The organism is Acinetobacter wanghuae (assembly GCF_009557235.1).
GTDB classification, from domain to species: domain Bacteria; phylum Pseudomonadota; class Gammaproteobacteria; order Pseudomonadales; family Moraxellaceae; genus Acinetobacter; species Acinetobacter wanghuae.
The window spans coordinates 833,824-858,486 of sequence record NZ_CP045650.1 but is presented as its reverse complement, the minus strand read 5'-3'; the positions used below and the strand labels follow the sequence as shown (position 1 = coordinate 858,486).

General features: G+C 40.4%; 19 protein-coding genes, 1 tRNA gene and 1 pseudogene. 7 read left to right on the top strand and 14 right to left on the bottom strand.

Annotated elements, in window-relative coordinates:
• Nucleotides 1-28: 28 nt before the first annotated feature.
• The 6 genes from odhB to sdhC all read right to left on the bottom strand — a co-directional run bounded on the left by odhB (nucleotide 29) and on the right by sdhC (nucleotide 8,295).
• Nucleotides 29-1,243, bottom strand: coding sequence for a 2-oxoglutarate dehydrogenase complex dihydrolipoyllysine-residue succinyltransferase (odhB, locus tag GFH30_RS03885; RefSeq protein WP_153370991.1), 1,215 nt, complete (start codon nucleotides 1,241-1,243; stop codon nucleotides 29-31).
• A gap of 19 nt (nucleotides 1,244-1,262) precedes the next feature.
• The gene (locus GFH30_RS03880; protein WP_153370990.1) at nucleotides 1,263-4,085 is read right to left on the bottom strand and encodes a 2-oxoglutarate dehydrogenase E1 component; all 2,823 of its coding nucleotides are present in this window, start codon (nucleotides 4,083-4,085) and stop codon (nucleotides 1,263-1,265) included.
• An 810-nt stretch (nucleotides 4,086-4,895) separates the two neighbouring features.
• The gene (locus GFH30_RS03875; RefSeq protein ID WP_153370989.1) at nucleotides 4,896-5,606 is read right to left on the bottom strand and encodes a succinate dehydrogenase iron-sulfur subunit; all 711 of its coding nucleotides are present in this window, start codon (nucleotides 5,604-5,606) and stop codon (nucleotides 4,896-4,898) included.
• Between the two features lie 14 nt (nucleotides 5,607-5,620).
• Nucleotides 5,621-7,519, bottom strand: coding sequence for an FAD-binding protein (locus GFH30_RS03870; RefSeq protein WP_153370988.1), 1,899 nt, complete (start codon nucleotides 7,517-7,519; stop codon nucleotides 5,621-5,623).
• Between the two features lie 12 nt (nucleotides 7,520-7,531).
• Nucleotides 7,532-7,897 carry a succinate dehydrogenase, hydrophobic membrane anchor protein gene (gene sdhD / locus GFH30_RS03865; RefSeq protein ID WP_153370987.1) on the bottom strand — a complete coding sequence of 122 codons (366 nt, stop codon included), beginning with the start codon at nucleotides 7,895-7,897 and terminating at the stop codon, nucleotides 7,532-7,534.
• The gene (gene sdhC, locus GFH30_RS03860; protein ID WP_153370986.1) at nucleotides 7,897-8,295 is read right to left on the bottom strand and encodes a succinate dehydrogenase, cytochrome b556 subunit; all 399 of its coding nucleotides are present in this window, start codon (nucleotides 8,293-8,295) and stop codon (nucleotides 7,897-7,899) included. Before sdhC ends, sdhD begins: the two co-directional genes overlap by 1 nt.
• Before the next feature lie 986 nt (nucleotides 8,296-9,281).
• On the opposite strand from sdhC, the gene gltA reads away from it, so the two are divergent.
• Nucleotides 9,282-10,559 carry a citrate synthase gene (gltA, locus tag GFH30_RS03855; protein ID WP_153370985.1) on the top strand — a complete coding sequence of 426 codons (1,278 nt, stop codon included), beginning with the start codon at nucleotides 9,282-9,284 and terminating at the stop codon, nucleotides 10,557-10,559.
• A gap of 118 nt (nucleotides 10,560-10,677) precedes the next feature.
• On the opposite strand, the gene GFH30_RS03850 is transcribed toward gltA, so the two are convergent.
• The 3 genes from GFH30_RS03850 to GFH30_RS03840 are packed head-to-tail and all read right to left on the bottom strand — an operon-like array spanning nucleotide 10,678 to nucleotide 14,143.
• Nucleotides 10,678-12,297, bottom strand: coding sequence for a flavin-containing monooxygenase (locus tag GFH30_RS03850; RefSeq protein ID WP_153370984.1), 1,620 nt, complete (start codon nucleotides 12,295-12,297; stop codon nucleotides 10,678-10,680).
• An 8-nt stretch (nucleotides 12,298-12,305) separates the two neighbouring features.
• Nucleotides 12,306-13,157, bottom strand: a complete 852-nt coding sequence (locus GFH30_RS03845) for an SDR family NAD(P)-dependent oxidoreductase (RefSeq protein ID WP_153370983.1) — start codon at nucleotides 13,155-13,157, stop codon at nucleotides 12,306-12,308.
• Between the two features lie 29 nt (nucleotides 13,158-13,186).
• Nucleotides 13,187-14,143 (bottom strand): metal-dependent hydrolase, encoded by a 957-nt coding sequence (locus GFH30_RS03840; protein WP_153370982.1) that lies wholly within the window; start codon nucleotides 14,141-14,143, stop codon nucleotides 13,187-13,189.
• A gap of 291 nt (nucleotides 14,144-14,434) precedes the next feature.
• Between GFH30_RS03840 and GFH30_RS03835 the strand changes: the two genes are divergently transcribed.
• Together GFH30_RS03835 and GFH30_RS03830 are read left to right on the top strand one after the other, a co-directional pair.
• Nucleotides 14,435-14,935 carry a hypothetical protein gene (locus GFH30_RS03835; protein ID WP_153370981.1) on the top strand — a complete coding sequence of 167 codons (501 nt, stop codon included), beginning with the start codon at nucleotides 14,435-14,437 and terminating at the stop codon, nucleotides 14,933-14,935.
• 353 nt (nucleotides 14,936-15,288) lie between these two features.
• Nucleotides 15,289-16,914 (top strand): NAD+ synthase, encoded by a 1,626-nt coding sequence (locus GFH30_RS03830; RefSeq protein WP_153370980.1) that lies wholly within the window; start codon nucleotides 15,289-15,291, stop codon nucleotides 16,912-16,914.
• Between the two features lie 182 nt (nucleotides 16,915-17,096).
• On the opposite strand, the gene GFH30_RS03825 is transcribed toward GFH30_RS03830, so the two are convergent.
• Nucleotides 17,097-17,173, bottom strand: a tRNA-Met gene (locus tag GFH30_RS03825).
• A 181-nt stretch (nucleotides 17,174-17,354) separates the two neighbouring features.
• Between GFH30_RS03825 and GFH30_RS03820 the strand changes: the two genes are divergently transcribed.
• Together GFH30_RS03820 and GFH30_RS03815 are read left to right on the top strand one after the other, a co-directional pair.
• Entirely contained in the window at nucleotides 17,355-17,750 is a 396-nt protein-coding gene (locus tag GFH30_RS03820; RefSeq protein ID WP_153370979.1) for a hypothetical protein, read from the top strand.
• A 264-nt stretch (nucleotides 17,751-18,014) separates the two neighbouring features.
• Nucleotides 18,015-18,455, top strand: coding sequence for a universal stress protein (locus tag GFH30_RS03815; protein ID WP_153370978.1), 441 nt, complete (start codon nucleotides 18,015-18,017; stop codon nucleotides 18,453-18,455).
• Between the two features lie 11 nt (nucleotides 18,456-18,466).
• Here GFH30_RS03815 and GFH30_RS13515 read toward each other — a convergent pair.
• A pseudogene (locus GFH30_RS13515) lies at nucleotides 18,467-18,850 on the bottom strand (MGMT family protein).
• Nucleotides 18,851-18,945: 95 nt separating this feature from the next.
• Nucleotides 18,946-20,445: a cation:proton antiporter gene (locus GFH30_RS03805; RefSeq protein WP_153370976.1), complete on the bottom strand. Its 1,500-nt coding sequence runs from the start codon at nucleotides 20,443-20,445 to the stop codon at nucleotides 18,946-18,948.
• A gap of 212 nt (nucleotides 20,446-20,657) precedes the next feature.
• On the opposite strand from GFH30_RS03805, the gene GFH30_RS03800 reads away from it, so the two are divergent.
• Nucleotides 20,658-21,212: a hypothetical protein gene (locus GFH30_RS03800; RefSeq protein WP_153370975.1), complete on the top strand. Its 555-nt coding sequence runs from the start codon at nucleotides 20,658-20,660 to the stop codon at nucleotides 21,210-21,212.
• Between the two features lie 47 nt (nucleotides 21,213-21,259).
• Here the strand turns inward: GFH30_RS03800 and ypfJ are convergent, their stop codons facing one another.
• Entirely contained in the window at nucleotides 21,260-22,168 is a 909-nt protein-coding gene (gene ypfJ, locus GFH30_RS03795; RefSeq protein WP_153370974.1) for a KPN_02809 family neutral zinc metallopeptidase, read from the bottom strand.
• Between the two features lie 41 nt (nucleotides 22,169-22,209).
• A complete protein-coding gene (locus GFH30_RS03790; protein WP_153370973.1) occupies nucleotides 22,210-23,142 on the bottom strand; it encodes a DUF808 domain-containing protein in 933 nt (310 codons plus the stop codon).
• A gap of 190 nt (nucleotides 23,143-23,332) precedes the next feature.
• On the opposite strand from GFH30_RS03790, the gene trpS reads away from it, so the two are divergent.
• Nucleotides 23,333-24,346: a tryptophan--tRNA ligase gene (gene trpS, locus GFH30_RS03785; RefSeq protein WP_153370972.1), complete on the top strand. Its 1,014-nt coding sequence runs from the start codon at nucleotides 23,333-23,335 to the stop codon at nucleotides 24,344-24,346.
• Nucleotides 24,347-24,663 lie beyond the last annotated feature (317 nt).

Here is a 24,663-nt window from a genome sequence, read left to right as displayed (position 1 = left end):
GGATTTGGGGAGATTTTAAGTGTATAAATTATAGGTCAAGGATAAGACGTGCTGGTTCTTCTAACAATTCTTTGATTGTCACAAGGAAGCCTACGGCTTCTTTACCATCGATTAAACGGTGGTCATAAGAAAGCGCTAAGTACATCATTGGCAAGATTTCAACTTGACCATTTACCGCCATTGGACGCTCTTGGATTTTATGCATACCCAAAATAGCGGTTTGTGGTGTATTTAGAATAGGTGTAGAAAGCAATGAACCGAACGTACCACCATTTGTGATGGTGAATGTACCGCCAGTCATATCTTCGATACCCAATTTGCCATCACGCGCTTTCGCAGCGTAAGCACGGATACCATTTTCAACTTCAGCATAGTTCATGCGGTCTGTATCACGAAGAACAGGAACTACAAGACCACGTTCAGATGAAACAGCTACACCGATGTCATAGAAACCGTGATACACGATGTCGTTGCCATCAATAGAAGCATTTACCGCTGGGTAGCGTTTAAGTGCTTCAGTTGCTGCTTTCACGAAGAATGACATGAAGCCTAGACGTGCACCATGGCGTTTTTCGAATGCATCTTTATATTGTGCACGCATTTCCATGATTGGTTTCATGTTCACTTCGTTAAACGTTGTGAGCATTGCAGTTTCTTGCGTTGCAGCAAGAAGACGTTCAGCAACACGCTTACGAAGACGAGTCATCGGAACACGTTTTTCGATACGTTCGCCTACAGCAACACTTAAAGGTGCAGCAGCAGGAGCAGCCGGTTTCGCTTGATGATTTGCAACGTCTTCTTTAGTGATACGACCACCACGACCAGAACCAGCAACATCGCTCGCAGCAATACCAGTTTCAGTCAATGCTTTACGTACTGCAGGCGCTTGATCTTGCACTTGTGCACGTTCAACGATTGGTGAATTACCTGCTTCAGTTTGTGCAGCAGCTTGTTCAACTTTCTCTTCAGATTGAACCGCTTGAGTTTGAGCAGCGCCAGATACAGCACCTTCTTCAAACTGAGCAATCACTTCATTTGAAAGAACAGTATCGCCTTCGCCTTTAATGATCGATGCAAGTGTGCCATCCGCAGGAGCAACAACTTCTAAAACAACTTTATCAGTTTCAATATCACAGATCACTTCATCACGTGATACTGCTTCACCTGGTTGTTTATGCCAAGTTGCAATCGTACCGTCTGCAACTGACTCTGGGAATACCGGTGCTTTAATTTCGGTTGCCATGATTTTAGAATCTCCTGGATTATTCAGCATCGATCGCTAAAGCGTCGTTAACGAGCTGAGCTTGTTGTTTTGCATGCAAATATGGTGAACCACAAGCCGGTGCAGCAGATGCTTCACGGCCAGCGTAGCTAATACGGACTTGTTTACCCGCTTTCATCACGTCGTCATATAAACGAGGTGCAATGAACAACCAAGCACCTTGGTTTTTAGGCTCTTCTTGAGCCCAAACAAGCTCTTTCACATTTGGATATTGTGCAAGAACTTCAGCAAGACGTGCTTCTGGGTATGGATACAATTGTTCAATACGAACGATCGCAGTGTTGTTTAATTCTTTTTCACGACGTTTTTCAACTAAATCGTAGTAAACCTTACCACCACAAAGCACAAGACGAGTCACGTCTGACTTGTTGATGTTATCAACTTCATCAATCACAGTTTGGAATGAACCAGTTGCAAGCTCTTCAAGCGTAGACGTTGCAAGTTTGTGACGAAGAAGCGACTTCGGTGAAGTGACGATCAATGGTTTACGGATTGGACGAAGTGCTTGACGACGCAGCGCATGATAAATCTGTGCAGGCGTAGTCGGTGTAATCACTTGCATGTTGTCTTCAGCACATAGCTGTAAGAAACGTTCTAAACGTGCAGATGAATGCTCAGGACCTTGACCTTCAAAACCGTGTGGAAGAAGCATGGTTAAGCCACACACACGTTCCCATTTGGTTTCACCAGATGAGATGAATTGGTCAATCACCACTTGTGCACAGTTTGCGAAGTCACCGAACTGCGCTTCCCAAATCACAAGGCTCTTTGGAAGCGTGGTTGCATAACCGTATTCAAATGCAAGCACTGCCATTTCTGACAATAAAGAGTCATAGATTGCAGTACGTGGTTGGTTTTCTTTCAAGTTACATAATGGAATGTAAGTTGAACCATCCACTTGGTTATGAAGTTTCGCATGGCGGTGTGAGAATGTACCACGACCTACGTCTTCACCTGTTAAACGAACCAGGAAGCCTTCATCAAGAACGGATGCATACGCTAAAGTTTCAGCAGCACCCCAGTTCAATGGCATTTCGCCAGTTTGCATTTTTAAACGGTCATCGATCACTTTCGATACTTGGCGTTGCATTACGAAGCCTTCAGGAAGCTCACGCATTTTTTGACCAAGTTCTTTTAAGCGTTCGATTGGGAATGTTGTATCCCATTCGTCTGTGTATTCATGACCTAAGTAAGGTTTCCAATCCACAAACATTTTTGTATTTGGTTCAAGCACAAGTGCATTGGCAACGTGTTTACCTGCTTCAAGATCAGAACGATACTGTTCAACCATCGCGTCAGCAGTCGCACGATCCAAAATACCTTGTTGTACAAGTTGATCTGCATAAAGCGTACGTGTTGTCGCTTTTTTCGTAATCACTTGATACATCATTGGTTGAGTTGCAGCAGGTTCGTCCGCTTCGTTATGACCACGACGACGGTAGCAGAACATGTCAATCACAACATCTTTACGGAATGTATGACGGAAATCATGTGCCAACTGTGCAACAAACAATACCGCTTCAGGATCATCACCGTTCACATGGAAGATCGGTGCTTGGATCATTTTTGCGATGTCAGTACAGTATTCTGTAGAACGCGCATCACGTGGATCAGATGTTGTGAAGCCCACTTGGTTGTTTACAACGATGTGAACTGTACCACCTACTGTAAAGCCACGTGTTTGTGACATTTGGAAGGTTTCTTGGTTAATACCTTGACCTGCAAATGCTGCATCACCGTGAACAATAATTGGTAATACGTCATCACCACCGATATCTTTACGACGAACTTGACGTGCGCGTACAGAACCTTCAACAACAGGCCCAACGATTTCTAAGTGTGATGGGTTAAATGCCAATGCCAAGTGAACTTCGCCACCTGTAGTCATGACATTTGATGAGAAACCTTGGTGATATTTAACGTCGCCAGAACCTTTTTTCGCTAAGGTTTTGCCTTCGAACTCGCCAAACAAGTCAGCTGGGTTTTTACCCATAATGTTGACAAGAAGGTTTAAACGACCACGGTGTGGCATACCAATCACAACTTCTTTACAACCCACTGCACCAGCGCGTTGAATTAAGCTGTCAACCATTGGAATGAAAGACTCACCGCCTTCTACACCAAAACGTTTTGCACCAACGAATTTGTTACCGAGGTATTTTTCAAGACCTTCAGCTGCAGTTAAACGTTCAAGGACGTGTTTTTTCTGATCTGCATTGAAGTTAAATTGACCGCGAGCACCTTCAAGGCGTTGTTGAATCCAACGTTTTTCTTTGGTATCAACAATGTGCATGTATTCAGAACCAACTGTAGAACAGTAAGTTGATTCTAATGCAGCAATAATTTCACCCAGTGTCGCTTCTTCTTTACCAATCGCAAGATTACCGGTATTGAATACAGTGTCTAGGTCAGATTGGGTTAAACCGTGAGCGCTCAATTCTAAGTCGAAAGCTTGTTCACGTTTTGCAAGACCTAATGGATCAAGTTTTGCTTTTTGGTGACCGCGGTTACGGTAGGCAGCAATCAGTTGTAATACGCCAATTTGACGACGTTCATGTTCTGAGCTTACCGCACTTTGAACCACAGGCTGAACACGACTTGAGTTACGACCTAGGAGAAGGAATTGCTCACGTACATTGCTATGAGGTTGATCACCTTTAGGGAATTTACCGAAGTATTCCTGCCAGTCAGCACCTACTGATTCTGGAGCGGTTAAATACTGCTCATAAAGTTCTTCAATATACGCTGCACTATCAGCGCTTAGTTCAGTGTCAAGACGCAGAGCGTCAGCAACTTCTTGCATTTGTGGACCCATTTCCTATTGCAAAAACATTTTCAGGATGCTTTATAAGCAAAACCCAGGATTATTAATGTCATATTTGTAAGATGACATTAGTCCCCCATAAGGCATAAGCCATGAGGCGTTATCAGCACACCAAGAACACCTCGGTATACTTAATGAATAATAACGCCCCTCAGCGGCATCATCACCCATTGGATACCCGATCGAAACCGAGCAATTTTTTGCAAATCGACTTAGAAAAAAGATCGGTCAAACCAACATTTTTGCTAAAACGACTTTTGTTTACATTTATATACCAAGCCATGCATGTCCAATGTTTGAAAAATGTACATAAATCATGGTTTTTTTAAATATAGATGTGCTGCAAATGCTATCACATACTCAACTTTTCAATTGATTTTTTTGACACATACCGCTCATAAATTGACTAAATACAACAGCGCAATTTTGCGCTAATCTATGGCGTGTTGTTTAAAATAAACATACATCATAGACTAAAGTATTAGATATTCTAAACAAACAAAAAAGAGAGTAAATTGATGAACCTACCCTCTTACTTACTGCGTTATATCATAACATCATCTGTAATAATATTCAGTTCTGTTTTAGCACTATAATGACGAATAATTCAAAAAAATAAATCCTGATTTTTGCACTTTACTTGAGCAATTTAACCCGCACATGATTACTACACTTTTAGTCCATTCTTCATCCGAGCAAATTTATAAGTTTAAATCGTATTTTGAATAGAAAAACATAAAAAAAGCACACCCAAAGGTGTGCTTTTTTTCAAACTGAACGATCAGTCAATTAGCCTGCCATATCTAAAAGCATGTTACGGATGTGACCGATTGCTTTTGTAGGGTTCAAGCCTTTTGGACATACCGATACACAGTTCATGATGCCTTTACAACGGAACAATGAGAATGGATCGTCAAGACGAGCCAAACGTTCTTGTGTTGCAGAGTCACGTGAGTCAATGATGAAACGGTATGCATTCAACAATGCTGAAGGACCCAAGAATTTATCAGGGTTCCACCAGAATGATGGGCATGATGTTGAACAACATGCACAAAGAATACATTCATACAAACCATCAAGGTGTTCACGTTCTTCAGGAGACTGTAAACGCTCTTTTGGTGGCGCAGGTTGATTGTTAATTAAGAATGGATGAATTTTGTCATATTGTGCGTAGAACTGATTCATATCCACAACTAAATCTTTAATCACTGGCAAACCAGGTAAAGGACGAATCGTGATGGTTTCTGGTAAATCGTTTAGGTTCCAAAGACACGCTAAACCATTTTTACCATTAATGTTCACACCATCAGAACCACAGATCCCTTCACGGCATGAACGACGGAAAGTCAAAGATTCGTCTTGAACTTTCAATGCAAGAAGCGCATCAAGCAACATACGATGCTTATCAGTCAATTCAAGCTTGAACGTTTGCATGTACGGTGCTGCATCCTTATCAGGATCGTAGCGGTAGATATTAAATGTACGAGTACCTCTACTCATCTCAACTCTCCTAATTAGAATGTACGTGGTTTCGGTGGAATCGCATCAACCGATAACGGTTTATAACGTACTGGTTTGTACTCAAGATGGTTATCTGTTGCGAACCATAATGTGTGTTTCATCCACTCATCATCACGACGACCGTACGGATATTCTGCATGATCAGGTGGTAACTCGTAATCAACAACCGTATGCGCACCACGACACTCTTTACGCGCAGCCGCAGAAATCAAGGTTGCTTTCGCGACTTCATACAAGTTTTCAACTTCAAGTGCTTCAATACGCGCAGTGTTGAATACTTTAGATTTGTCTTTCAAATGAATGTTACGAACGCGTGGCTCGATTGCAAGGATTTGCTTAACACCCTCTTCAAGCAATGCTGAAGTACGGAATACACCTGCATGATCTTGAACGATATCACGAATAGCATCAGCAACTTCTTGCGCATTTTCACCTGTTGTTGATTCGTCTAATTTACGAATACGTGCAACAGTTTGCTCAAGTACAGTTGTTGGAAGTGGCGCATATTCATCACCGTGATGTTTAGTCACGTAATCAACAATATGTTCACCCGCAGCTTTACCAAATACAACCAAGTCAAGCAGTGAGTTGGTACCTAAACGGTTTGCACCATGTACAGATACGCAAGAACATTCACCAATTGCATAGAAACCTTTTACAGGTTTAGTGAAGTTACGTTCACCTGCATTGTGTGAGTACACACCTGTTTCTTTGTTGTAGTTTGCAACCAATTCTTCAGTTTCGCGTGTTTCAGGAACAACCACTTGACCGTGAATATTCGTTGGAATACCACCCATTTGATAATGGATTGTCGGTACAACAGGAATTGGCTCTTTAGTGATATCAACGTTCGCGAATTTCTTACCAATCTCAAATACAGATGGAAGACGTTTCATGATTGTTTCAGCACCCAAGTGCGTCATATCAAGCAAGATGTAGTCTTTTTTCGGACCACAACCACGACCTTCTTTGATTTCTTGGTCCATAGAACGTGATACGAAGTCACGTGGTGCCAAGTCTTTCAATGTTGGTGCATAGCGCTCCATGAACGGCTCGCCAGAATCGTTACGAAGGATTGCACCCTCACCACGACAACCTTCTGTCAACAACACGCCTGCGCCCGCAACACCTGTCGGGTGGAACTGCCAGAATTCCATATCTTGCAATGGAATACCCGCACGTGCTGCCATACCAAGACCGTCACCAGTGTTGATATATGCATTTGTAGATGCACGATACACACGACCCGCACCACCAGTTGCAAACAATGTTGCTTTACCTTGGAATACCGCAATTTTACCTGTTTCTTGGTCAATTGCTGTTACGCCAAGCACATCACCTTCTTCGTTACGGATCAAATCAAGTGCGATCCATTCTACGAAGAATTGAGTACCCATTTTCACATTGCTTTGATATAGCGTGTGAAGCAGTGCATGACCAGTACGATCGGCTGCAGCACATGCACGTGGCACTGGTTTTTCACCATAGTTTGCTGCGTGACCACCGAATGGACGTTGGTAAATTGTACCATCCGCATTACGGTCAAATGGCATACCAAGGTGTTCAAGTTCATAAACCACTTGAGGCGCTTCACGCGTCATAAACTCGATCGCGTCTTGGTCACCTAACCAGTCTGAACCTTTAACTGTGTCGTAGAAGTGGTAATGCCAGTTATCTTCTTGCATATTACCAAGAGATGCACCAATACCACCCTGTGCTGCCACAGTATGTGAACGTGTTGGGAATACTTTTGTCAGTACCGCAACTTTCAAACCAGCTTGAGCAAGTTGGTAAGAAGCACGCATACCTGAACCACCACCACCAACGATGACTGCATCGAAAGTTTCGTGTGGAATATTTGTGTAATCTTCTTTAGGGGTTATAGCGCCCATGATTGTTTCCTATCAATTCGCCCAAAAAATCTGGATCGCCCAGATTGCATATGCAAATACAGCAATAATCACTGCTGAAGTCAGTACAAGGCGTAAACCTGAAGCTGAAGGACCCATTTGGCGAGTCGTCACATAGTCTGTGAATACTTGCCACATACCAATCCAAGCATGTGCAACAAGAGATAAGACTGCCAATAAAGATAAAATCTTCATTGGTAATGTCATCATAAAGCCGTACCACTGTTCAAAGTTGAATCCGCCATTTAACAGAACCCAACCAAAAACCACAACAGTGTAAACAGCAAGCACAACCGCACTCACACGTTGGATAAACCAATCGCGAGAGCCTGAACCCGAGAAACCAGTAGCACTTTTCATTAGAGTACGATCCATACAAATGACGCAACAATACCGATTGCAGACAAGATTAATGAAATAGTAGCTGCGATGCGACCGCTTTGCAGTTCTTCCGCCACGCCAACATCAGCAAGTAAATGCTTAACGCCCGCGATAAAGTGGAAAATTAAACCGGCTACAAATACCCATACAATAAAGCGCACAATAAAACTATTAAAGATTTCTTGGACTTGTGCAAAACCTTCTGGAGAAGACAATGACTTGTCTAAAATCCATAAAAGTACCGGTACGAGTAAAAATACGATCACACCTGAAAGACGGTGTAAAATTGATGCAATAGCCACAGGGGATTTTAAGTTTACTTCTAAAACTTGACCCATGGACAAATTGACAGGTCTGTTGCTTTTCACAGCGGGCATCCTGTAAGTAAAAACTCCATCCGGAGTTTGTTGGAATTAATTCGAAGGAAAGCTGGCATTATTAGACAAATGCTTGCCTAAATATAAAACGACACTGAATTATAAAACGTGAACTATCAAAATACAAACAACTGAAAATGACATTTTGAGTAAAAAAGCCTTAAATAAGAATCATTAACAACAATAAGATCCTTTCCACTCTATTCACAACACCCATTTATACACGCTATTTTATTGTTTTTGAATAGTTAAATGCGTGTATTTGAGTCAGAATCTATACTGTAGAGCACCCTGCTTCTTTAGACTAAAGGCGCACACTGTCGCAACAAATTAAATCCAACCCTTTTAAAGCATCATGCTTCAGCTACATTTCCCCTCGAAATACCATGTATTTTTTCAAATGACTTTTAATTTAATATCATTAAACGAAAGAATCACTTAGATTCGTCTTCACCATAGATTTTTTAAGAAAATCGAGTATTTTGCATTCAAAAAACCATTTATTTATTTTTAAAAACTCAAAAAATGTACATTTAGTTGCATAATTTTAGTTATTTTTTAATCAAACAAACAACAAAAGCTGACGTTTAATTGACCCTTTGCCGGATTCAGGCAACACATTATGCTCGCTCTTAAATGAAGGATTTATATGCTTTTACGCCTATATTCATGAGGCTGGCAGTATTTTTAAAGTCAATCTAAGAGTTTGAAAATTTGCAACATTCGCGCGGATGATTGCATTTTTTTATGCACCTCATTCAAAATTTAACTTATTATAGCGACTTGATACTGTGATTTTATTGATCTTTTTATAACAAGATTAATCAAGTTATACGACGTGCAAGTGCACGCTTTCATCCATAAGTATAATTGACAAAATTTCAGTACTCACTAATCTTATAGCAAATTTTGATCCATCCGTTTTGTTCACTACAAAATTGATAAACAACTCGGATAAACATTCACCAGGACAGGAGATCTATTGAATGTCTGAAGCAACTGGCAAAAAAGCCGTTTTACAACTTGATGGCAAAGAAATTGAACTACCAATTTACAGCGGTACATTGGGCCCAGATGTAATCGACGTTAAAGATGTGTTGGCTGCAGGCCACTTTACTTTTGATCCTGGTTTTATGGCGACTGCTGCGTGCGAGTCTAAAATCACGTTCATCGATGGCGGTAAAGGTGTACTTTTACACCGTGGTTACCCAATCGACCAATTAGCAACTAAAGCGGATTACTTAGAAACTTGCTACCTACTTCTTAATGGCGAGCTTCCAACTGCTGAGCAAAAAGAAGAATTCGACGCTAAAGTACGTAACCACACGATGGTTCACGACCAAGTAAGTCGTTTCTACAACGGTTTCCGTCGTGATGCGCATCCTATGGCGATCATGGTTGGTGTTGTTGGCGCGTTATCTGCGTTCTACCACAACAACTTAGACATCGAAAACGTTGATCACCGTGAAATCACAGCGATCCGTTTAATCGCTAAGATTCCTACTTTGGCGGCTTGGAGCTACAAGTACACAATCGGTCAACCGTTTGTTTACCCACGTAACGACTTGAACTACGCTGAAAACTTCCTTCACATGATGTTTGCAACACCTGCTGATCGTGATTACAAAGTTGATCCAATCCTTGCTAAAGCAATGGACCGCATCTTCACACTTCATGCTGACCACGAACAAAATGCGTCTACATCGACTGTACGTTTAGCTGGTTCTACTGGCGCGAATCCGTATGCATGTATTGCTGCTGGTATCTCTGCACTTTGGGGACCTGCGCACGGTGGCGCGAACGAAGCTGTTCTTAAGATGCTTGATGAAATCGGCTCTGTAGAAAACGTTGCTGGCTTCATGGAAAAAGTAAAAACCAAAGAAGTTAAACTTATGGGCTTCGGTCACCGAGTTTACAAAAACTTCGATCCACGTGCGAAAGTCATGAAAGAAACTTGTGATGAAGTTCTTGCTGCGCTTGGCATCAACGATCCACAACTTGCTTTGGCTATGGAACTTGAACGTATCGCGTTGTCTGATGAATACTTCATTAAACGTAACCTTTACCCGAACGTAGATTTCTACTCAGGTATCATCCTTAAAGCGATCGGTATCCCGACTGAAATGTTCACTGTAATCTTCGCGCTTGCACGTACTGTTGGTTGGATCAGCCACTGGTTAGAAATGCATAGCGGTCCTTACAAGATCGGTCGTCCACGCCAACTTTACACTGGTGAAATTCAACGTGACATCCAAGGTCGTTAATTCTCTGAGAATTTAATGATTTGAAAAAACCGCCTTTTAGGCGGTTTTTTTATTTTTACAGCAAAGTATCATTATTTAGATAGAGCACAAGTCACGCATCAGCTCATTCAATTCTTATTTAAATAACATCATAATGTTTTAAATCAAGTTGTTTTAAGCGCTGCTTTAATGTTGTCAATGACCATGGCCATGCCGCAAAGTTTCGTCCATTTTGATCCAGATAATAACTTTGACAACCACCCGTATTAAATACCGTGTTCTTCACATTGGCTTGTACTTTTACATTATGATAGCGCAGCACATCCGGCTTGATTTCAAAACGCTTGAATTGCTGCTGTTTCATCTGTAACAAACCACTCACAATATAGTCAACTTGCGCTTCAGCAATACCAATAAATGAGTCATATAACAAAATATTAGGGCCCAAAACTAAAAAAGCATTAGGCATATGCGCCAAACTCGTGCCCAAAAATGCCTCTGGCGAGCTATCTTTCCAGACATCTACAAGTTTAATGCCCTGTGCATTATGGACGTGTCGACCAATGGGTGGATGTGAAACTTCAAAACCTGTGCCCCAAATAATCACATCGACTTCTCGACGCTCACCATTGGCAGCCACCACAGTATCGCCGTCAATTTCCACCAAGCCTTGGTCAATCAGCGTTGTATTCGGTTGCTGTAGCGCTGGATAATAATGATTAGAAAATAATAAGCGCTTACAGCCGATGCTGAATTTTGCTGTCACTGCCGATCTTAATACTGGATCTTTAACCTGTAATTTTAACAATTGCCGACTTAAATAATTGACAGGCTCAAGTGCCTTAGGGTGACGTAATCCCAAATTAATCAGATTTAAAGATTGAGAAACAGCATGACGCCAACCCTTTTGAATGCTTGGATATTTTTCTAGCAACTCTTTATATTGGCTGCGAATCGCTAGATCGGGTTTGGGTAAGACCCATGGTGCTGTGCGTTGCAACACATATAAATGTTTTGCCAATGGCTGTATCTGCGGAATAAATTGAATAGCTGAAGCACCCGTACCAATCACGGCAATCCGCTTGCCCGCTAAATGAGCATCATGGTTCCATCGCGCTGAATGAAACATTTCACCTTTAAAAGTTTCAATACCTTTAATCTTTGGAATTTGTGGTTCTGTAATCGGTCCTGTGGCAAAAATGACTGTTTTAGCCACGTAGTCCCCTTGTGACGTTTGCAATTCCCACACACTTTCTTTTTCATTCCAATGCGCATTTAACAAGCTATGTTCAAATGCTATTTTCTCTTTAAGCTGAAAGGTGTCTGCAACATCATTGAGATACTTTAAAATATCGGGTTGACGGGCAAAAAGATAGTTCCACTGTTGGCTTGGCGCAAAAGAAAATGAATACAACGCAGATGGCACATCACAACCACAGCCTGGATAAGTATTATCCCGCCATGTTCCTCCTAAAGATTGCGCTTTTTCTAACACGATAAAATCATCTAAACCCGCTTCAAGCATTTTATGTGCTGCAGCAAGTCCAGAAATACCCGCACCAATAATAATCGTGTCATATATTTTAGATTTAGTTGCCTTCTGTTTAGGCGATGATGGCTCCTGTTTCGGCTGAGTTTGATGCGCTTGAAGTGGTTCTACATGAGCTTTGGTTTGAGGCTGATTTGTGTTGTTAGCTTGCTTTTTATCTGCCAGATTCTTCGCATTTGCTTGTCGATTTTTTTGTTTTTGTGCTTCCATTGTCTTACTCATTTTTTCTGTACATATTTCATAAAAATGGGATAACCCATTCCCAACACTTTGACATACATACTTGGAGAAGCACGCTTTAGCCACCAGAAAATTTTGGCATCGGGTTGTGGAATGGTATATAGCTTGCCACGGTCGAGCTGATGAAGCGCCTTTTTCACGACATCTTCAGTACTGACAAAAGCATGATTGCTGAGCAAATCATCCGCTAAAGCAGAATAATGCTGAGGTAAGCGCCCATTTTTCATAATATTGGTCGGCACTAAGGTCGGACAGACCACATTGATACGAATATTGCTACGCTTTAACTCCGATGAAAGCGTTTCAGATAAAGCCAAGACACTGGACTTGGTGACATTGTATGCACTCATTTCAGGTGCTGCCGTGTAAGCAGCCGCAGAAGCAATATTGATAATTGCACCTCCCCCCTGTTGTTTGAGTTTAGGGACGAAGTAATGGCAACCATGAATCACGCCCCATAAATTGACGTGCATACACCATTGCCAATCGGCTAAGCTGGTTTCATCAAACTTACCACCCAATCCCACGCCTGCATTATTAATGACTAAAGTTACAGCATGACCAAGCAACTGTTCTGCCTGCTCTGCAAGTTGAGCAACCTGTTCTGACACCCCTACATCACATTGGACTGCAAAAGCATGACATTGATATTGTGTTTTCAACATATCAACCGTGGCTTGTGCAGTTGATACATCAATATCAGCACACACGATTGCACCACCACGTTTCGCTAATTCAATACAAAACTCTCGTCCAATTCCACTTCCCGCACCCGTGACCACTGCATATGCATGTTGACTCGGTTGATTCTTTTTCTTCAAGATTCCCATCTTTCACCTCTTATTACCTAACTGAACAATCAAACTTTGAGCCGAGGTGTAAATTCCTTAACAAAATAAGGCGTCAAAACACCTGTTTCAGGATGCAATAAACGTTCTTTGTAATAGCTTAAAAAGTCCGACGTATCGTGATCATTGGGATGAAAGCTCGGTCGTAGATAATCAAAAATATGCGCCCATGTACTGCCGTATACACCATCTTGCAAACCAAAAATCAGTTTGAAACTACGTGGTACATCTTTCCAATATTGCATGCTAATCAAATTGGAGGGTTTACGATAAAAGGGCACCACAAGTGATGCAGCAGAAATCAGCACTAAAATCGTAATAAGTGCAGGGAAAAAGCCTGCAATCCGCAGTAAATATTGATTGGAAAGGCTTTGAAAAACATCGTAAGCAATATCTTTATGTTCTGATTCTTCAAGCATATGCCACATCCAAATCGCACGTTGCTTTTCATCACTCGATTCGAAGAAGATCTCTTCATGATTCATCATGTACTGGGCAAGGACTGCGGTAAAATGCTCAATTCCTGCCATGAGGGATAATTTCATTGGCTGCGGTAAGCGATTAAAACCATAACCAAAGACAAATTCTGCTGCATGCCTGAACAGTGTTACCGGTAAATCTGTATTACGAAAAGCATCATTTAGCTCTTCGTGTAATTTAGAATGTAAAGCTTCTTGACCGATAAGTGAGGTGACGCGCTGCTGCAATACTGGATCGGTCAAGAGATCACGGTGGTAACGCGCGGTATCAATCACTAAGTCTTCGCCATAGGTTAAAAAAATAGAGAGCGAAGCAAAATAAGCACTGGCTAATTCAGCATTTAAGAAAAAGTGGTGATCAATCTTTTCCGCTTCAAAATCAAATTTCATATGCCGTATCGGAATAATCGGTGATTGCTGTGTAGCATCGAATTCAGAAATCGGCCAACGTTTTGCAACACTGGTTTTTATACGGTGCAATATGCTCATAATCACCTCTTATTCATCTTCTTTATATGAAAAATTTTGTTGTCATTTAGGCTTAAAAGCCGAGAGATAAGAGAAATTAAGCGATAATCAGCATCAAGCCATTTGCATAAATCACCTTTAAACTGGCAAAAATTAACTTTGATCGTTCATGTCTAACAATATTCAGTGAAATTTAGCCGCATAGACCACAGCTTTATCAATTGGGGTCAGAGCCCTTATCAAGAGATTCGATTCAATATTGTTTATTGACGGTTATAATTGTATTGAGCCTTTTAAACCCTGCGGATTGTTATGAATATATTTTTCTATTGGCTGCTCAAATTGATTCGTTTTAAACAGTTTAAATGTCGCAGCTTAACCGAGGGTGAAATTCAACTTTGCCAAGGGGTTTTTGCTAATCAAATTCATTATGAAAATGTCCGCATCATGAATCACCCATTTTTACCTTGGCAAGCCAAAAATGTGCTGATGGCACCGACAGGCTATATTCATGTGCGTAATTTGCTCTATAAAAGTGACTATTCACTTGAATCGGAAAGTTATCGAGCGCTGTTTATTCATGAAATGACCCATATCTATCAGCATCAACAAGGTATTGCTGTCTTACTCAAAGGTGCGCTACTACAAAGTGCTTATTTTTTAAGCTTTAAACGTTATGATCCGTATCGTTATACTCTGCAAGCAAATAAAAGCTTCTGGGATTACAACATTGAACAGCAAGGTGATATCGCGCGCGATATTTACCTGAAGAAAATCCCAAATATCATCTTAAAAACCGACTATCAGTCATAGCTAAAATGTATATCTTCATATTTTTAACCAATCATCATGTAAGTTCATTAAACAATTGAATAAACAAGTACCTACTAATCCTGTACATTTAGACACGTTTTTCATGATTAATTCAGTGTAGATATATAAATCAATCAAAACACTGCTGGCTTCTCAGTCAAATTTCGATAAAATAAGCGCAGTCTGATATTTCTCGCTTTATAAATGAAGACTTAAATATCATACAAGCATGATGTTTTTTAAATTTTAGCCATTTGGCATATTTTAAGTCGCAAACGTACTCAGCTGAATACTTAAAATTATAAAATTCAGCACCTTAGTGCGTTTACCTATAGGAATAGGATTTAGTTGGAATGAAAAGTTTTAAAATTGCCCTTGCACAATTCTCTCCACATGTTGGCAATATTGACGCAAATACCCAAAAAATGATTGAACAAGCCAATCAGGCTAAAAAAGATGACGCGCAAATTATTATCTTCCCTGAACTTTCAACCATTGGTTATCCTGCAGAAGATCTTGTCCTACGCCCGAGCGTAACCAAACGCACGGAACAAGCATTTAAACAATTGTCTGAAGTTAAAGACATTGTCATGGTGTTTGGTTTTGTTCATCAAACTGAAGATGGTTTACGCTATAACTCCGCAGCCGTGATGAAAGATGGCGAAGTACTCGGTGTTTATAACAAACAAATTCTGCCAAACTATAGCGTTTTTGATGAAAAACGTTATTTCACCGAAGGTCATCAACACTTAGTATTTGACTATCTTGGGCATAAATTTGGCGTTCTGATTTGTGAAGATGTGTGGTCATTGCCAACGGTTCAACAATTGGCACAACTGAATATCAATACCGCTTTGGTACTGAATTCATCGCCTTATGAAGTGGGTAAACCACAGCATCGCATTGAAACCATGTCCGCTTTGGCAAAAGAGTTGAATATTAACTTGGTGTATTGCAACCAAGTCGGCGGTCAAGATGATCTTGTATTTGATGGTACAAGTTTCGTGCTGAACAAATCGGGTGAAATTGCACTTCAAGCGCCAAGCTTCCAAGAAGGTGTATACATTGCTGACTTTGATGCTACTCAACACGAATTTAGCAAAGGTTTAATTACGCCACAGCTTGATACTATGGCGGAAATCTATCAAAGCTTAGTACTTGCAACACGTGATTATGTACAACGTTCAGGTTTCCCTGGTGTCATTTTAGGTCTATCTGGCGGTATTGATTCTGCACTCACCTTAGCCATTGCTGCTGATGCCATTGGTGGCGATAAAGTACAAGCAGTCATGATGCCCTACAAATACACCGCGCAAATCAGTGTTGAAGATGCAGCTGAACAAGCGAAAAATATGGGTGTCACCTTTGGTATTGCGGAAATCAATCCAATTGTAAACGGCTTTATGCAAACGCTATTCCCATTCTTTGGCAATGCACCTGCAGATGCCACCGAAGAAAACCTGCAAGCGCGTTCACGCGGCACCTTGCTGATGGCACTTTCAAATAAATTCGGTAATCTTGTACTTTCAACAGGCAACAAGTCTGAACTGTCTGTCGGTTATTGCACCCTTTACGGTGATATGGTCGGTGGTTTCGCTGTATTGAAAGATGTTTATAAAACGATTGTGTTTGAACTCGCGAAATATCGTAATAGCATTTCAGAAACCCCAGTGATTCCTGAACGTGTTATTACACGCCCACCTTCTGCGGAACTTCGTCCAGATCAAAAGGACCAAGATTCACTACCCGCTTATGATGTACTTGATGCTATTTTGTATGCATATATCGAAGAAGACATGAGCCAAGATGACATCATTGCCAAAGGTTTTGATGCCGAAGTGGTACAGAAAGTGATTCGCTTAGTTGATGTGAATGAATACAAACGTCGTCAAGGCGCAATTGGTCCACGCATCAGTTCACGTGCTTTTAGTCGTGAACGTCGCTACCCAATTGTCAATGGATGGAAAGCGGGCATCTAATTCTGCTTTTTATTGATGAATCAAAATCGCTTAGTGAAAACTAGGCGATTTTTTTTTGCTTTAGAAGATCGCATTATCTTTAGAAAGAGATTATTGGAATTGTAAAATAATTGAATGAAAGGATTGTTTTACTTTTCATCAGACAAAAAAAGAGACCAAGCTGAGAGCTTGGTCTTTTAAAATGGTGGCTATGACGAGACTTGAACTTGTGACCCCCGCATTATGAGTGCGGTGCTCTAACCAACTGAGCTACATAGCCGTAAACTGTGTGCGCATTATCGTAATTTAAGGGTATGCCGTCAAGTCTTTTCATCCTTAAGTGTTCAGTCTTTATGCAAATGCAATAGCGCGAGCTATAATTCATACAAAAGTGTTATTTTTATAATGTTTTTCACATATTTAATCGCAAAATGACGCAAAAAATGGATGCTCTTTAAAAAATGAAATATATATTACTTCTCAGTAGCATTATCAGCTTAACGGCTTGCCAAGTCATTTCGCCTATCTTTGTAAATTATAATGGTGTGCGGCGTGATGTGGCTCAATGGATCAACCAGCAAACGCTATTAAGCATGCAACAAAAGCGCAGCTTGGTGCAGCTGAGTAAAGCGCAACAGCAGCTTTATCGTTTTAGTGAGTACGATGCAGCAAAACGATTAGCAGTGAGTCAGCAAAATCAAATTGCCTTATATTGTGCACAACAACATGTGTCACAAAAGAAGATCATGCAACTTCAACAGCGCTTATATGATGAAGAAACCCCGATGATTATTGAAAACTTTGAACGGCTTGCACCTCAAATTCGACTCGATCCGTCACAAATTCAATGTGAATAATATGCTTCAATCGAGTATTTTATCCCCCCCTAACTTTTAACGGTAAAAGAATAAAAAAAGCACATCCCCTTTTATATCCGCTCTTTTATTTTGGCATGCACTATTTGCAATAGTAAAATCACCATAAAATATTGAAAAAACGAAAACTTAAAATACATACAATTCATAGGGATTTACTTGGTTTTATTCTACTGCAAAGCGCGCTATGATCATCTAGAGAACATAAATACAGTCAAAAACTGAGCGTTTATAAGGAGAAAAATGATGGCTTTTCAACATATTTTAGTACCGATTGATGGTTCAGAAACAGCATATGCAGCCTTTGATAAAGCTGCTGAGTTTGCAAAGGCATTTAATAGCAAAATTACCTTGGTACAAGTCCTGACTCTAGACCCTTATATTGCAGCGGAATATATTACTGCGGCACAAACCAATCAGTTGATTGAGCGTGCACGTAGCTCAATTCTAAAGACACTCGCAGAAGCAACGGATCGACTTTCAGCTCAAGGTGTACACGTGGATACACAGTTATTAGAAGGTCAAGTCATTTACACTGAGATTATTAAAGCTGCTAAAAACCTAAATGCAGACCTTATTGTGATAGGTTCACATGGACGAACAGGATTGAAAAAATTCTTTTTAGGCAGTGTCGCACAAAGTATTTTAGGCGAAACGGATATTCCAGTATTGGTTGTACGCAAATAAATTTCTGAGGTTCATTTCCATCTTAATACCGTGTGCTTATCATCGCATTGAGATGGAGTGATATTATAAATATGCTGACTTAACCATAAATGCATATTTAAATCGATCTTATTGCCTTTAAAGGCGATGCCCTCTGCAATTAAACGTAGATATTGCACATTTTGCCCTAACTCATTAGATCACTTTAAGCTAATTTGGCCTTGTGCATTGATCACGCGGTGCCAAGGCAAATCACTCTCATCATCCAATTGACTCAGTACACGTCCAACCAAACGTGCATGTCGAGGTAAGCCTGCCAGTCTTGCCACCTCACCATAGGTAGCAACTTTGCCATACGGAATACAATCCACGACTGCAAAAATTAATCTTGCGAGTTCATCAGAAGTATCAGTCATGTTAAGTGCACCTTGAACCATCTCGCTGCCTACTATAAAACAAAAAAGAGAATCCGTAGATTCTCTTTTAAAGTAAAGCAATTTAACCGTGACCTTTAGAAATTATTTGGATTTTCTAAACGTTTCACTTCTTGTACTTTTTCCGGATTATGCAAAGAAGCTACACCATCTTCGGCTTTTTCATCAATCAGATTTTCAGATTTATAGACGGTAATAATTTCATTTCCATGACGATCTTCACCGACAAGATATTGGAATTTTTTACGATTCATTTTGTGGCACATGCGTTGATACCAGCCTTTGAAGCCCTCTTTCTCTTCATTCGGATTGTAATAAAAAGCATTCATCACGGCAGGCAAACCAAGACCACAGACCAAACCTGACAGAAGTACCACAATAAAGGTATAACCCACCAAGATACTGCTGTATTCCTCAAGTTCAGGAATATTGGCGACTGCTAAAATGAGTGCCAATGAAATACCACCCCGTACCCCACCCCATGACAGAATGGTCAAACTGCCGTTATAGCTTTTCTTGCGCATACTTGGGAACAGTGCGAAAGACAAATGATTGGCAGCGAATCGAGCAGCATGCAAAATGATAAAGGCAACAATACCGCCTAGAACCAAGCTGGTGCTTAAATCTAAAATAAACAGTTCAAGCCCAATGAGGGTAAACAGGAATGAATTGATAATACCTTCGACGGTATGCCAAAAATGATTCACGTCTTCAATGTCAGAACGAGCAAGAATTTCTTTCCACTTATTACCGACAATCAAACCGCCAATCACACATGCAATTGGTGCAGAGGCATGAGCAAGTAACGCGACTAAATAAGAACCACAGGCCAATAAAGCGGTAGTGAGAATCAACGATTCCATTTCATGTTTGCCACGTAAAATTCTTAGAATGGCAAAACCGAATACCAAACCAATCAAGACTGCAACGACAATTTCATAAAGTAAGGTTTGCAACACACCGATGACGGTAAAATTCTCGCCTTGCAAGACATTAAACAAGGTCATGAACAATGCAATACACATGGCATCGTTAAAGAGTGATTCACCTTCAAGCTTAACGATTAAATGATGCGGTGCACGCACGGAACTGAGTACGCCTTTAATCCCGATCGGATCCGTTGCACCTAACGCAGCACCGAGCAGTAACAAGACCAAAAGATCGACATGCTTACCAATTAAGAATTGATAGCCATACAGCACTAAACCAAAGAAGACTGCACAGAACACCAAAGCCACGCTGGCTAAAATACCAATGGGTCTCCAATGGTTGCGTAAATCAGAAACTTTAAATTTTAAAGCCGAGGAGGTTAAGATAAAGCAAATCACACCATTGATTAAAAAGTCATAGAAATCAATGGTTCTGACAGCTTTTTCAATATTAACAATATTGATATTAAAGAAAGGATTACCGTGTAATAAACTCGCACCCCATTGCAATATAAATACAAAAATTGCAGATACAATAGGAACACCAATTGCTTGCGGAAAACCAAGGACACGCTTATTGAACATCGTGGTTGCAATAGAAAGTGCAAATACGACTGACAAAACTTGTAAGAAAAAGAAACTTCCCATCGGGTTTCCTTATAGTGCGGTTTGGGGATTGGATATTCTGCTAGACAATTTAAATATCGGAATAGAATGTATCCAAATATTTGAAAAAATAATTTTACCCTCATTTTTTATCATATTGAGTTAAGTTTGTTTTCAGTTTTCCTATTTGTTGCTTTAACATACGAATTCTGATTGACGTTGCAATCGACTTTGACTTTTAAAAAGACTCTCCCATGCATCAAACTGTAAAACTGATTTACCGACTATTTTTCGCTGCTGTTATTTTTATGATTACGCTATCACTACTGATGACGTGTGTGACTAAGATCAATGACATCATTCATGCAGATGAAAAATATCAACAGGCTCAAACATTATCTCTAACAAGTTCTGCCAAAGAACAGTTTGTATTGGTTTCCAATAACCAAAAGCCAGACAATGCACTTTTCGTATTAATTGCAGGGAATGGATATATTGCCAAATCAAGTTGTGAGCACTACACCAAACTCTGCTCTAATGATGACAATCAAACGCATAGCCGCCAAATTAACACTGTTGATTTAATCAAGATCGGTCAGTCGAGCTATATTCAGCATGTCAATTATGTAGATACGCGTACAGGCCAAACGTCAGATTTCACTTTTTCAGAAAAAGAGATTCAGCAGTTCTACCAAAATGATATTCACAACTTAAAATATGTGGTGTTTGGCGTTGGTTTATTTGCACTGGCAGCACTCTTTATTAGTTTTAAAATTTTGAAGAACTTTAGACGTTTTATCGGTAAATAAAAAAGGAGCTTTACGCTCCTCTTTTATTACGATCATATGAAGTGTGATTAAACGCCTTGTTTAAACGTATCACACGCCGACATTTGACCCGATTTTAAACCCGTATTAAACCACTGTACGCGTTGTGCACTGGTCCCATGGGTAAAACTGTCTGGCACAACATGCCCCGTTGCACGTTTTTGTAAGTAGTCATCACCAATTTTATGTGCAGCATCCATGGCTTCTTGCACATCGCCTTGTTCTAAAAATTGAGTACGTTCATGGTTATGATACGCCCACACGCCTGCGAAGCAGTCAGCTTGTAATTCCTGACGCACTGACAATTGATTGCCTTGTACTTTATTGGCTTGCTGACGTGCCTGCTGAACTTGTGACGATATGCCAAGTAAAGTCTGAATATGATGCCCAACTTCATGGGCAACGACGTATGCGAGTGCAAAATCGCCCGCCTGATCATCACGGGATAACTCTGTAGCATTTTGCTCACCTGTAATCCCCATCTGATTACGCATATCTTTAAAGAACGCAGTATCAATATAAACTTTTTGATCGCCCGGACAGTAAAACGGTCCCATCGCAGACTCTGCAGCACCACAAGCTGAATTCACAGAACCATTAAAAAGGACTAATTTAGGCGCGACATATTGTTGATTCAACTGCGATTGGAAGACTTGATTCCATGTATCTTCAGTATCAGCCAAAACAGTCCCCACAAAATCAATCGATTCTTGCTGCTCAGGCGTTGGATTATCTAAACCACGCGTTTCTGTTGAACTCGATAGTCCTGAGGTGACTTGCTTGGTGGTTTGATAGGCTTGTTGTGGATCTACACCTAAAAACTTCCATGCCACAAAAGCCACAATTAGCCCCACAATACTAATCCCACCTGCTTTTGCACCGCCACCACCGCGACGATCTTCTACATTCGAACTTACTCGACGACCTTTCCAACGCATAGCCTTATCCTTTTTTCAATTTCATTTTCTATTTTAATGAATTACGCTGCATCTTTTTTTGTTTTTGGCCAAAATTTAGAAAAAACACTCACCACAATCAACACCAAGATACCTGCCAAAATACCAACTGCAAAGTTAATTAAAGTCGGTGTTAATGCACCTAAAATATTGCCAAGTGCAGGCAGCTCTTGTACATGCTCGACACTTTCTTCCGTAAAATGATGCATCCACGGCACCGCATGATTAATAATACCGCCACCGACCAAGAACATTGCAACGGTGCCCACAATCGATAACAGTTTCATTAGCACAGGTGCAAAGGCCAATAAGCCACGCCCGACCATTTGCTGAAAGTCCGATTTTTTTTGAATTAAATACAAGCCGGCATCATCAATTTTCACAATCAGGGCAACAAAGCCATAAACACCAACAGTCATGAGCAAGGCAATTAAACTGAGTACCATAATCTTGGTTGTCATGGTTGCTGCTGCGACCGTGCCCAAGGTAATCACTACAATTTCAGCTGATAAAATAAAATCGGTACGAATTGCACCTTTCACTTTATCATTTTCATATTTAACCAAGTCAACTTCTGCTTTGGCAACGCGCGCTTCCGCGGTATCTGTATCTTTAGCTTTTCGATGATGTAGGCTATGAATAATTTTTTCTGCCCCTTCATAGCATAAGAACAAACCACCAATCACCAATAATGGATTAATCAGCCAACCGGCAAAATAACTAATGAGTAATGCCAAGGGCACCAAGATACATTTATTCAGTAATGAGCCTTTGGCGACTTTCCATACCACAGGCAATTCACGGTCCGCATTGACGCCACTGACTTGCTGGGCATTTAAGGCTAAATCATCACCCAATACACCTGCGGTTTTTTTGGCTGCCATTTTACTCATGAGGGCAATATCGTCCATGAGTGTTGCGATGTCATCTAATAATAGTAATAAGCTGCCGGCCATTGTTGTTTTCTCAGGGTCTTTTCAACCATATTAATCGAATGCTTTAAAATAATTGTATTTAGTTGTTTAAATCTTATGAATTTTTTTACCCAGATTTTTAATGTGACTGACATTCGAAAAAAGAATACCGTACAATGTCTGCATTCGTTGCAATAGAAATGTCGTGAAGACGACTGATTTAGGATAGATAATGAGTAATCTAGATAATCGTCCAGTGATTTTGACTGGCGACCGTCCGACAGGACAACTTCACCTTGGTCACTTTGTGGGCTCATTACGTTCACGTGTAGGCTTACAAGATTCTCATCACCAACACCTATTGTTGGCAGATGCACAAGCTTTTACCGATAATGCCGATAACTTTGAAAAAGTACGTCGCAATATCATTGAAGTGGCAACAGATTATCTAGCAGTTGGTATCGATCCTACAAAAACAACCATTTGCGTTCAATCAGGTTTACCTGCATTAAATGAACTCACGATGTTGTATCTTAACTTTGTGACGGTTTCTCGCTTAGAACGTAACCCAACCATTAAGTCTGAAATTCAGATGCGTGGTTTTGAGCGTGATATTCCTGCGGGCTTCTTATGCTATCCAGTGGCACAAGCTGCGGATATTACGGCATTTAAAGCGACTGTCGTGCCTGTGGGCGAAGATCAAATTCCAATGATCGAACAAACCAATGAAATCGTGCGTCGTTTGAACCGTCAAATTGGTCAAGAATTACTCCCTGAATGTAAAGCATTGCTGTCTAATGTCGGTCGCTTACCGGGCTTTGATGGCAAAGCAAAAATGTCAAAATCCTTAGGCAATACCATTGTGCTTGATGCGACTGACAAAGATATTAAAAAAGCAGTCAATGCAATGTATACCGATCCAAATCACTTACGTGTAGAAGATCCAGGTCAAGTTGAAGGCAATGTGGTGTTTACTTATCTTGATGCTTTCGATCCAGACAAAGAAGCAGTCGCAGAACTGAAAGAACATTATCGTCGTGGTGGATTGGGTGATGGTACAGTGAAAAAACGCCTTGAAGGTGTTTTAAAAGAACTGATCACTCCAATTCGTGAACGTCGTCTTGAACTACAAAAAGATCCTGACTACATCATGGACATTTTAAAAGCCGGCACAGATAAATGTCGTGATATCACGCAACAAACCTTAGATGAAGTGAAGTCAGGTTTAGGTGTATTCCACTTTTAATCTAAATCTAGTTCACCTCACTTGATAAAAAAGCCTTTCAAATGAAGGGCTTTTTTCATTTCATGCCTAATTTGAATGAAATTTATGCATTATTCATCACATTTTCTTCACAATGTTTACCATAGTTAACATCTATTAACATGAAGACTGATGTTATTGGTAGTTGCAAATATTATGATAGCTACATATTCAGGAAGCAGCATCAATATCTCCACAGATGCAGTAAACAAATTTCCTTTTTCTACGCAATGAATACCCCAATCATTGCGTTTTTTTTGTCTGTCATTTTTAGCAGAAAATTTTTATCATAAAATAGC

What these genes read in the sequence shown, in the direction of transcription:
- sdhD (WP_153370987.1), bottom strand. Translation starts at nt 7,897, where the DNA reads ATGAAAAGTGCTACTGGTTTCTCGGGTTCAGGCTCTCGCGATTGGTTT.
- GFH30_RS03850 (WP_153370984.1), bottom strand. Translation starts at nt 12,297, where the DNA reads ATGGAAGCACAAAAACAAAAAAATCGACAAGCAAATGCGAAGAATCTG.
- ypfJ (WP_153370974.1), bottom strand. Translation starts at nt 22,168, where the DNA reads ATGCGTTGGAAAGGTCGTCGAGTAAGTTCGAATGTAGAAGATCGTCGC.
- GFH30_RS03880 (WP_153370990.1), bottom strand. Translation starts at nt 4,085, where the DNA reads ATGCAAGAAGTTGCTGACGCTCTGCGTCTTGACACTGAACTAAGCGCT.
- trpS (WP_153370972.1), top strand. Translation starts at nt 23,333, where the DNA reads ATGAGTAATCTAGATAATCGTCCAGTGATTTTGACTGGCGACCGTCCG.
- GFH30_RS03840 (WP_153370982.1), bottom strand. Translation starts at nt 14,143, where the DNA reads ATGAGCATATTGCACCGTATAAAAACCAGTGTTGCAAAACGTTGGCCG.
- GFH30_RS03790 (WP_153370973.1), bottom strand. Translation starts at nt 23,142, where the DNA reads ATGGCCGGCAGCTTATTACTATTATTAGATGACATCGCAACACTCATG.
- GFH30_RS03815 (WP_153370978.1), top strand. Translation starts at nt 18,015, where the DNA reads ATGGCTTTTCAACATATTTTAGTACCGATTGATGGTTCAGAAACAGCA.
- sdhC (WP_153370986.1), bottom strand. Translation starts at nt 8,295, where the DNA reads ATGCCCGCTGTGAAAAGCAACAGACCTGTCAATTTGTCCATGGGTCAA.
- GFH30_RS03830 (WP_153370980.1), top strand. Translation starts at nt 15,289, where the DNA reads ATGAAAAGTTTTAAAATTGCCCTTGCACAATTCTCTCCACATGTTGGC.
- gltA (WP_153370985.1), top strand. Translation starts at nt 9,282, where the DNA reads ATGTCTGAAGCAACTGGCAAAAAAGCCGTTTTACAACTTGATGGCAAA.
- GFH30_RS03800 (WP_153370975.1), top strand. Translation starts at nt 20,658, where the DNA reads ATGCATCAAACTGTAAAACTGATTTACCGACTATTTTTCGCTGCTGTT.
- GFH30_RS03835 (WP_153370981.1), top strand. Translation starts at nt 14,435, where the DNA reads ATGAATATATTTTTCTATTGGCTGCTCAAATTGATTCGTTTTAAACAG.
- odhB (WP_153370991.1), bottom strand. Translation starts at nt 1,243, where the DNA reads ATGGCAACCGAAATTAAAGCACCGGTATTCCCAGAGTCAGTTGCAGAC.
- GFH30_RS03845 (WP_153370983.1), bottom strand. Translation starts at nt 13,157, where the DNA reads ATGGGAATCTTGAAGAAAAAGAATCAACCGAGTCAACATGCATATGCA.
- GFH30_RS03875 (WP_153370989.1), bottom strand. Translation starts at nt 5,606, where the DNA reads ATGAGTAGAGGTACTCGTACATTTAATATCTACCGCTACGATCCTGAT.
- GFH30_RS03870 (WP_153370988.1), bottom strand. Translation starts at nt 7,519, where the DNA reads ATGGGCGCTATAACCCCTAAAGAAGATTACACAAATATTCCACACGAA.
- GFH30_RS03805 (WP_153370976.1), bottom strand. Translation starts at nt 20,445, where the DNA reads ATGGGAAGTTTCTTTTTCTTACAAGTTTTGTCAGTCGTATTTGCACTT.
- GFH30_RS03820 (WP_153370979.1), top strand. Translation starts at nt 17,355, where the DNA reads ATGAAATATATATTACTTCTCAGTAGCATTATCAGCTTAACGGCTTGC.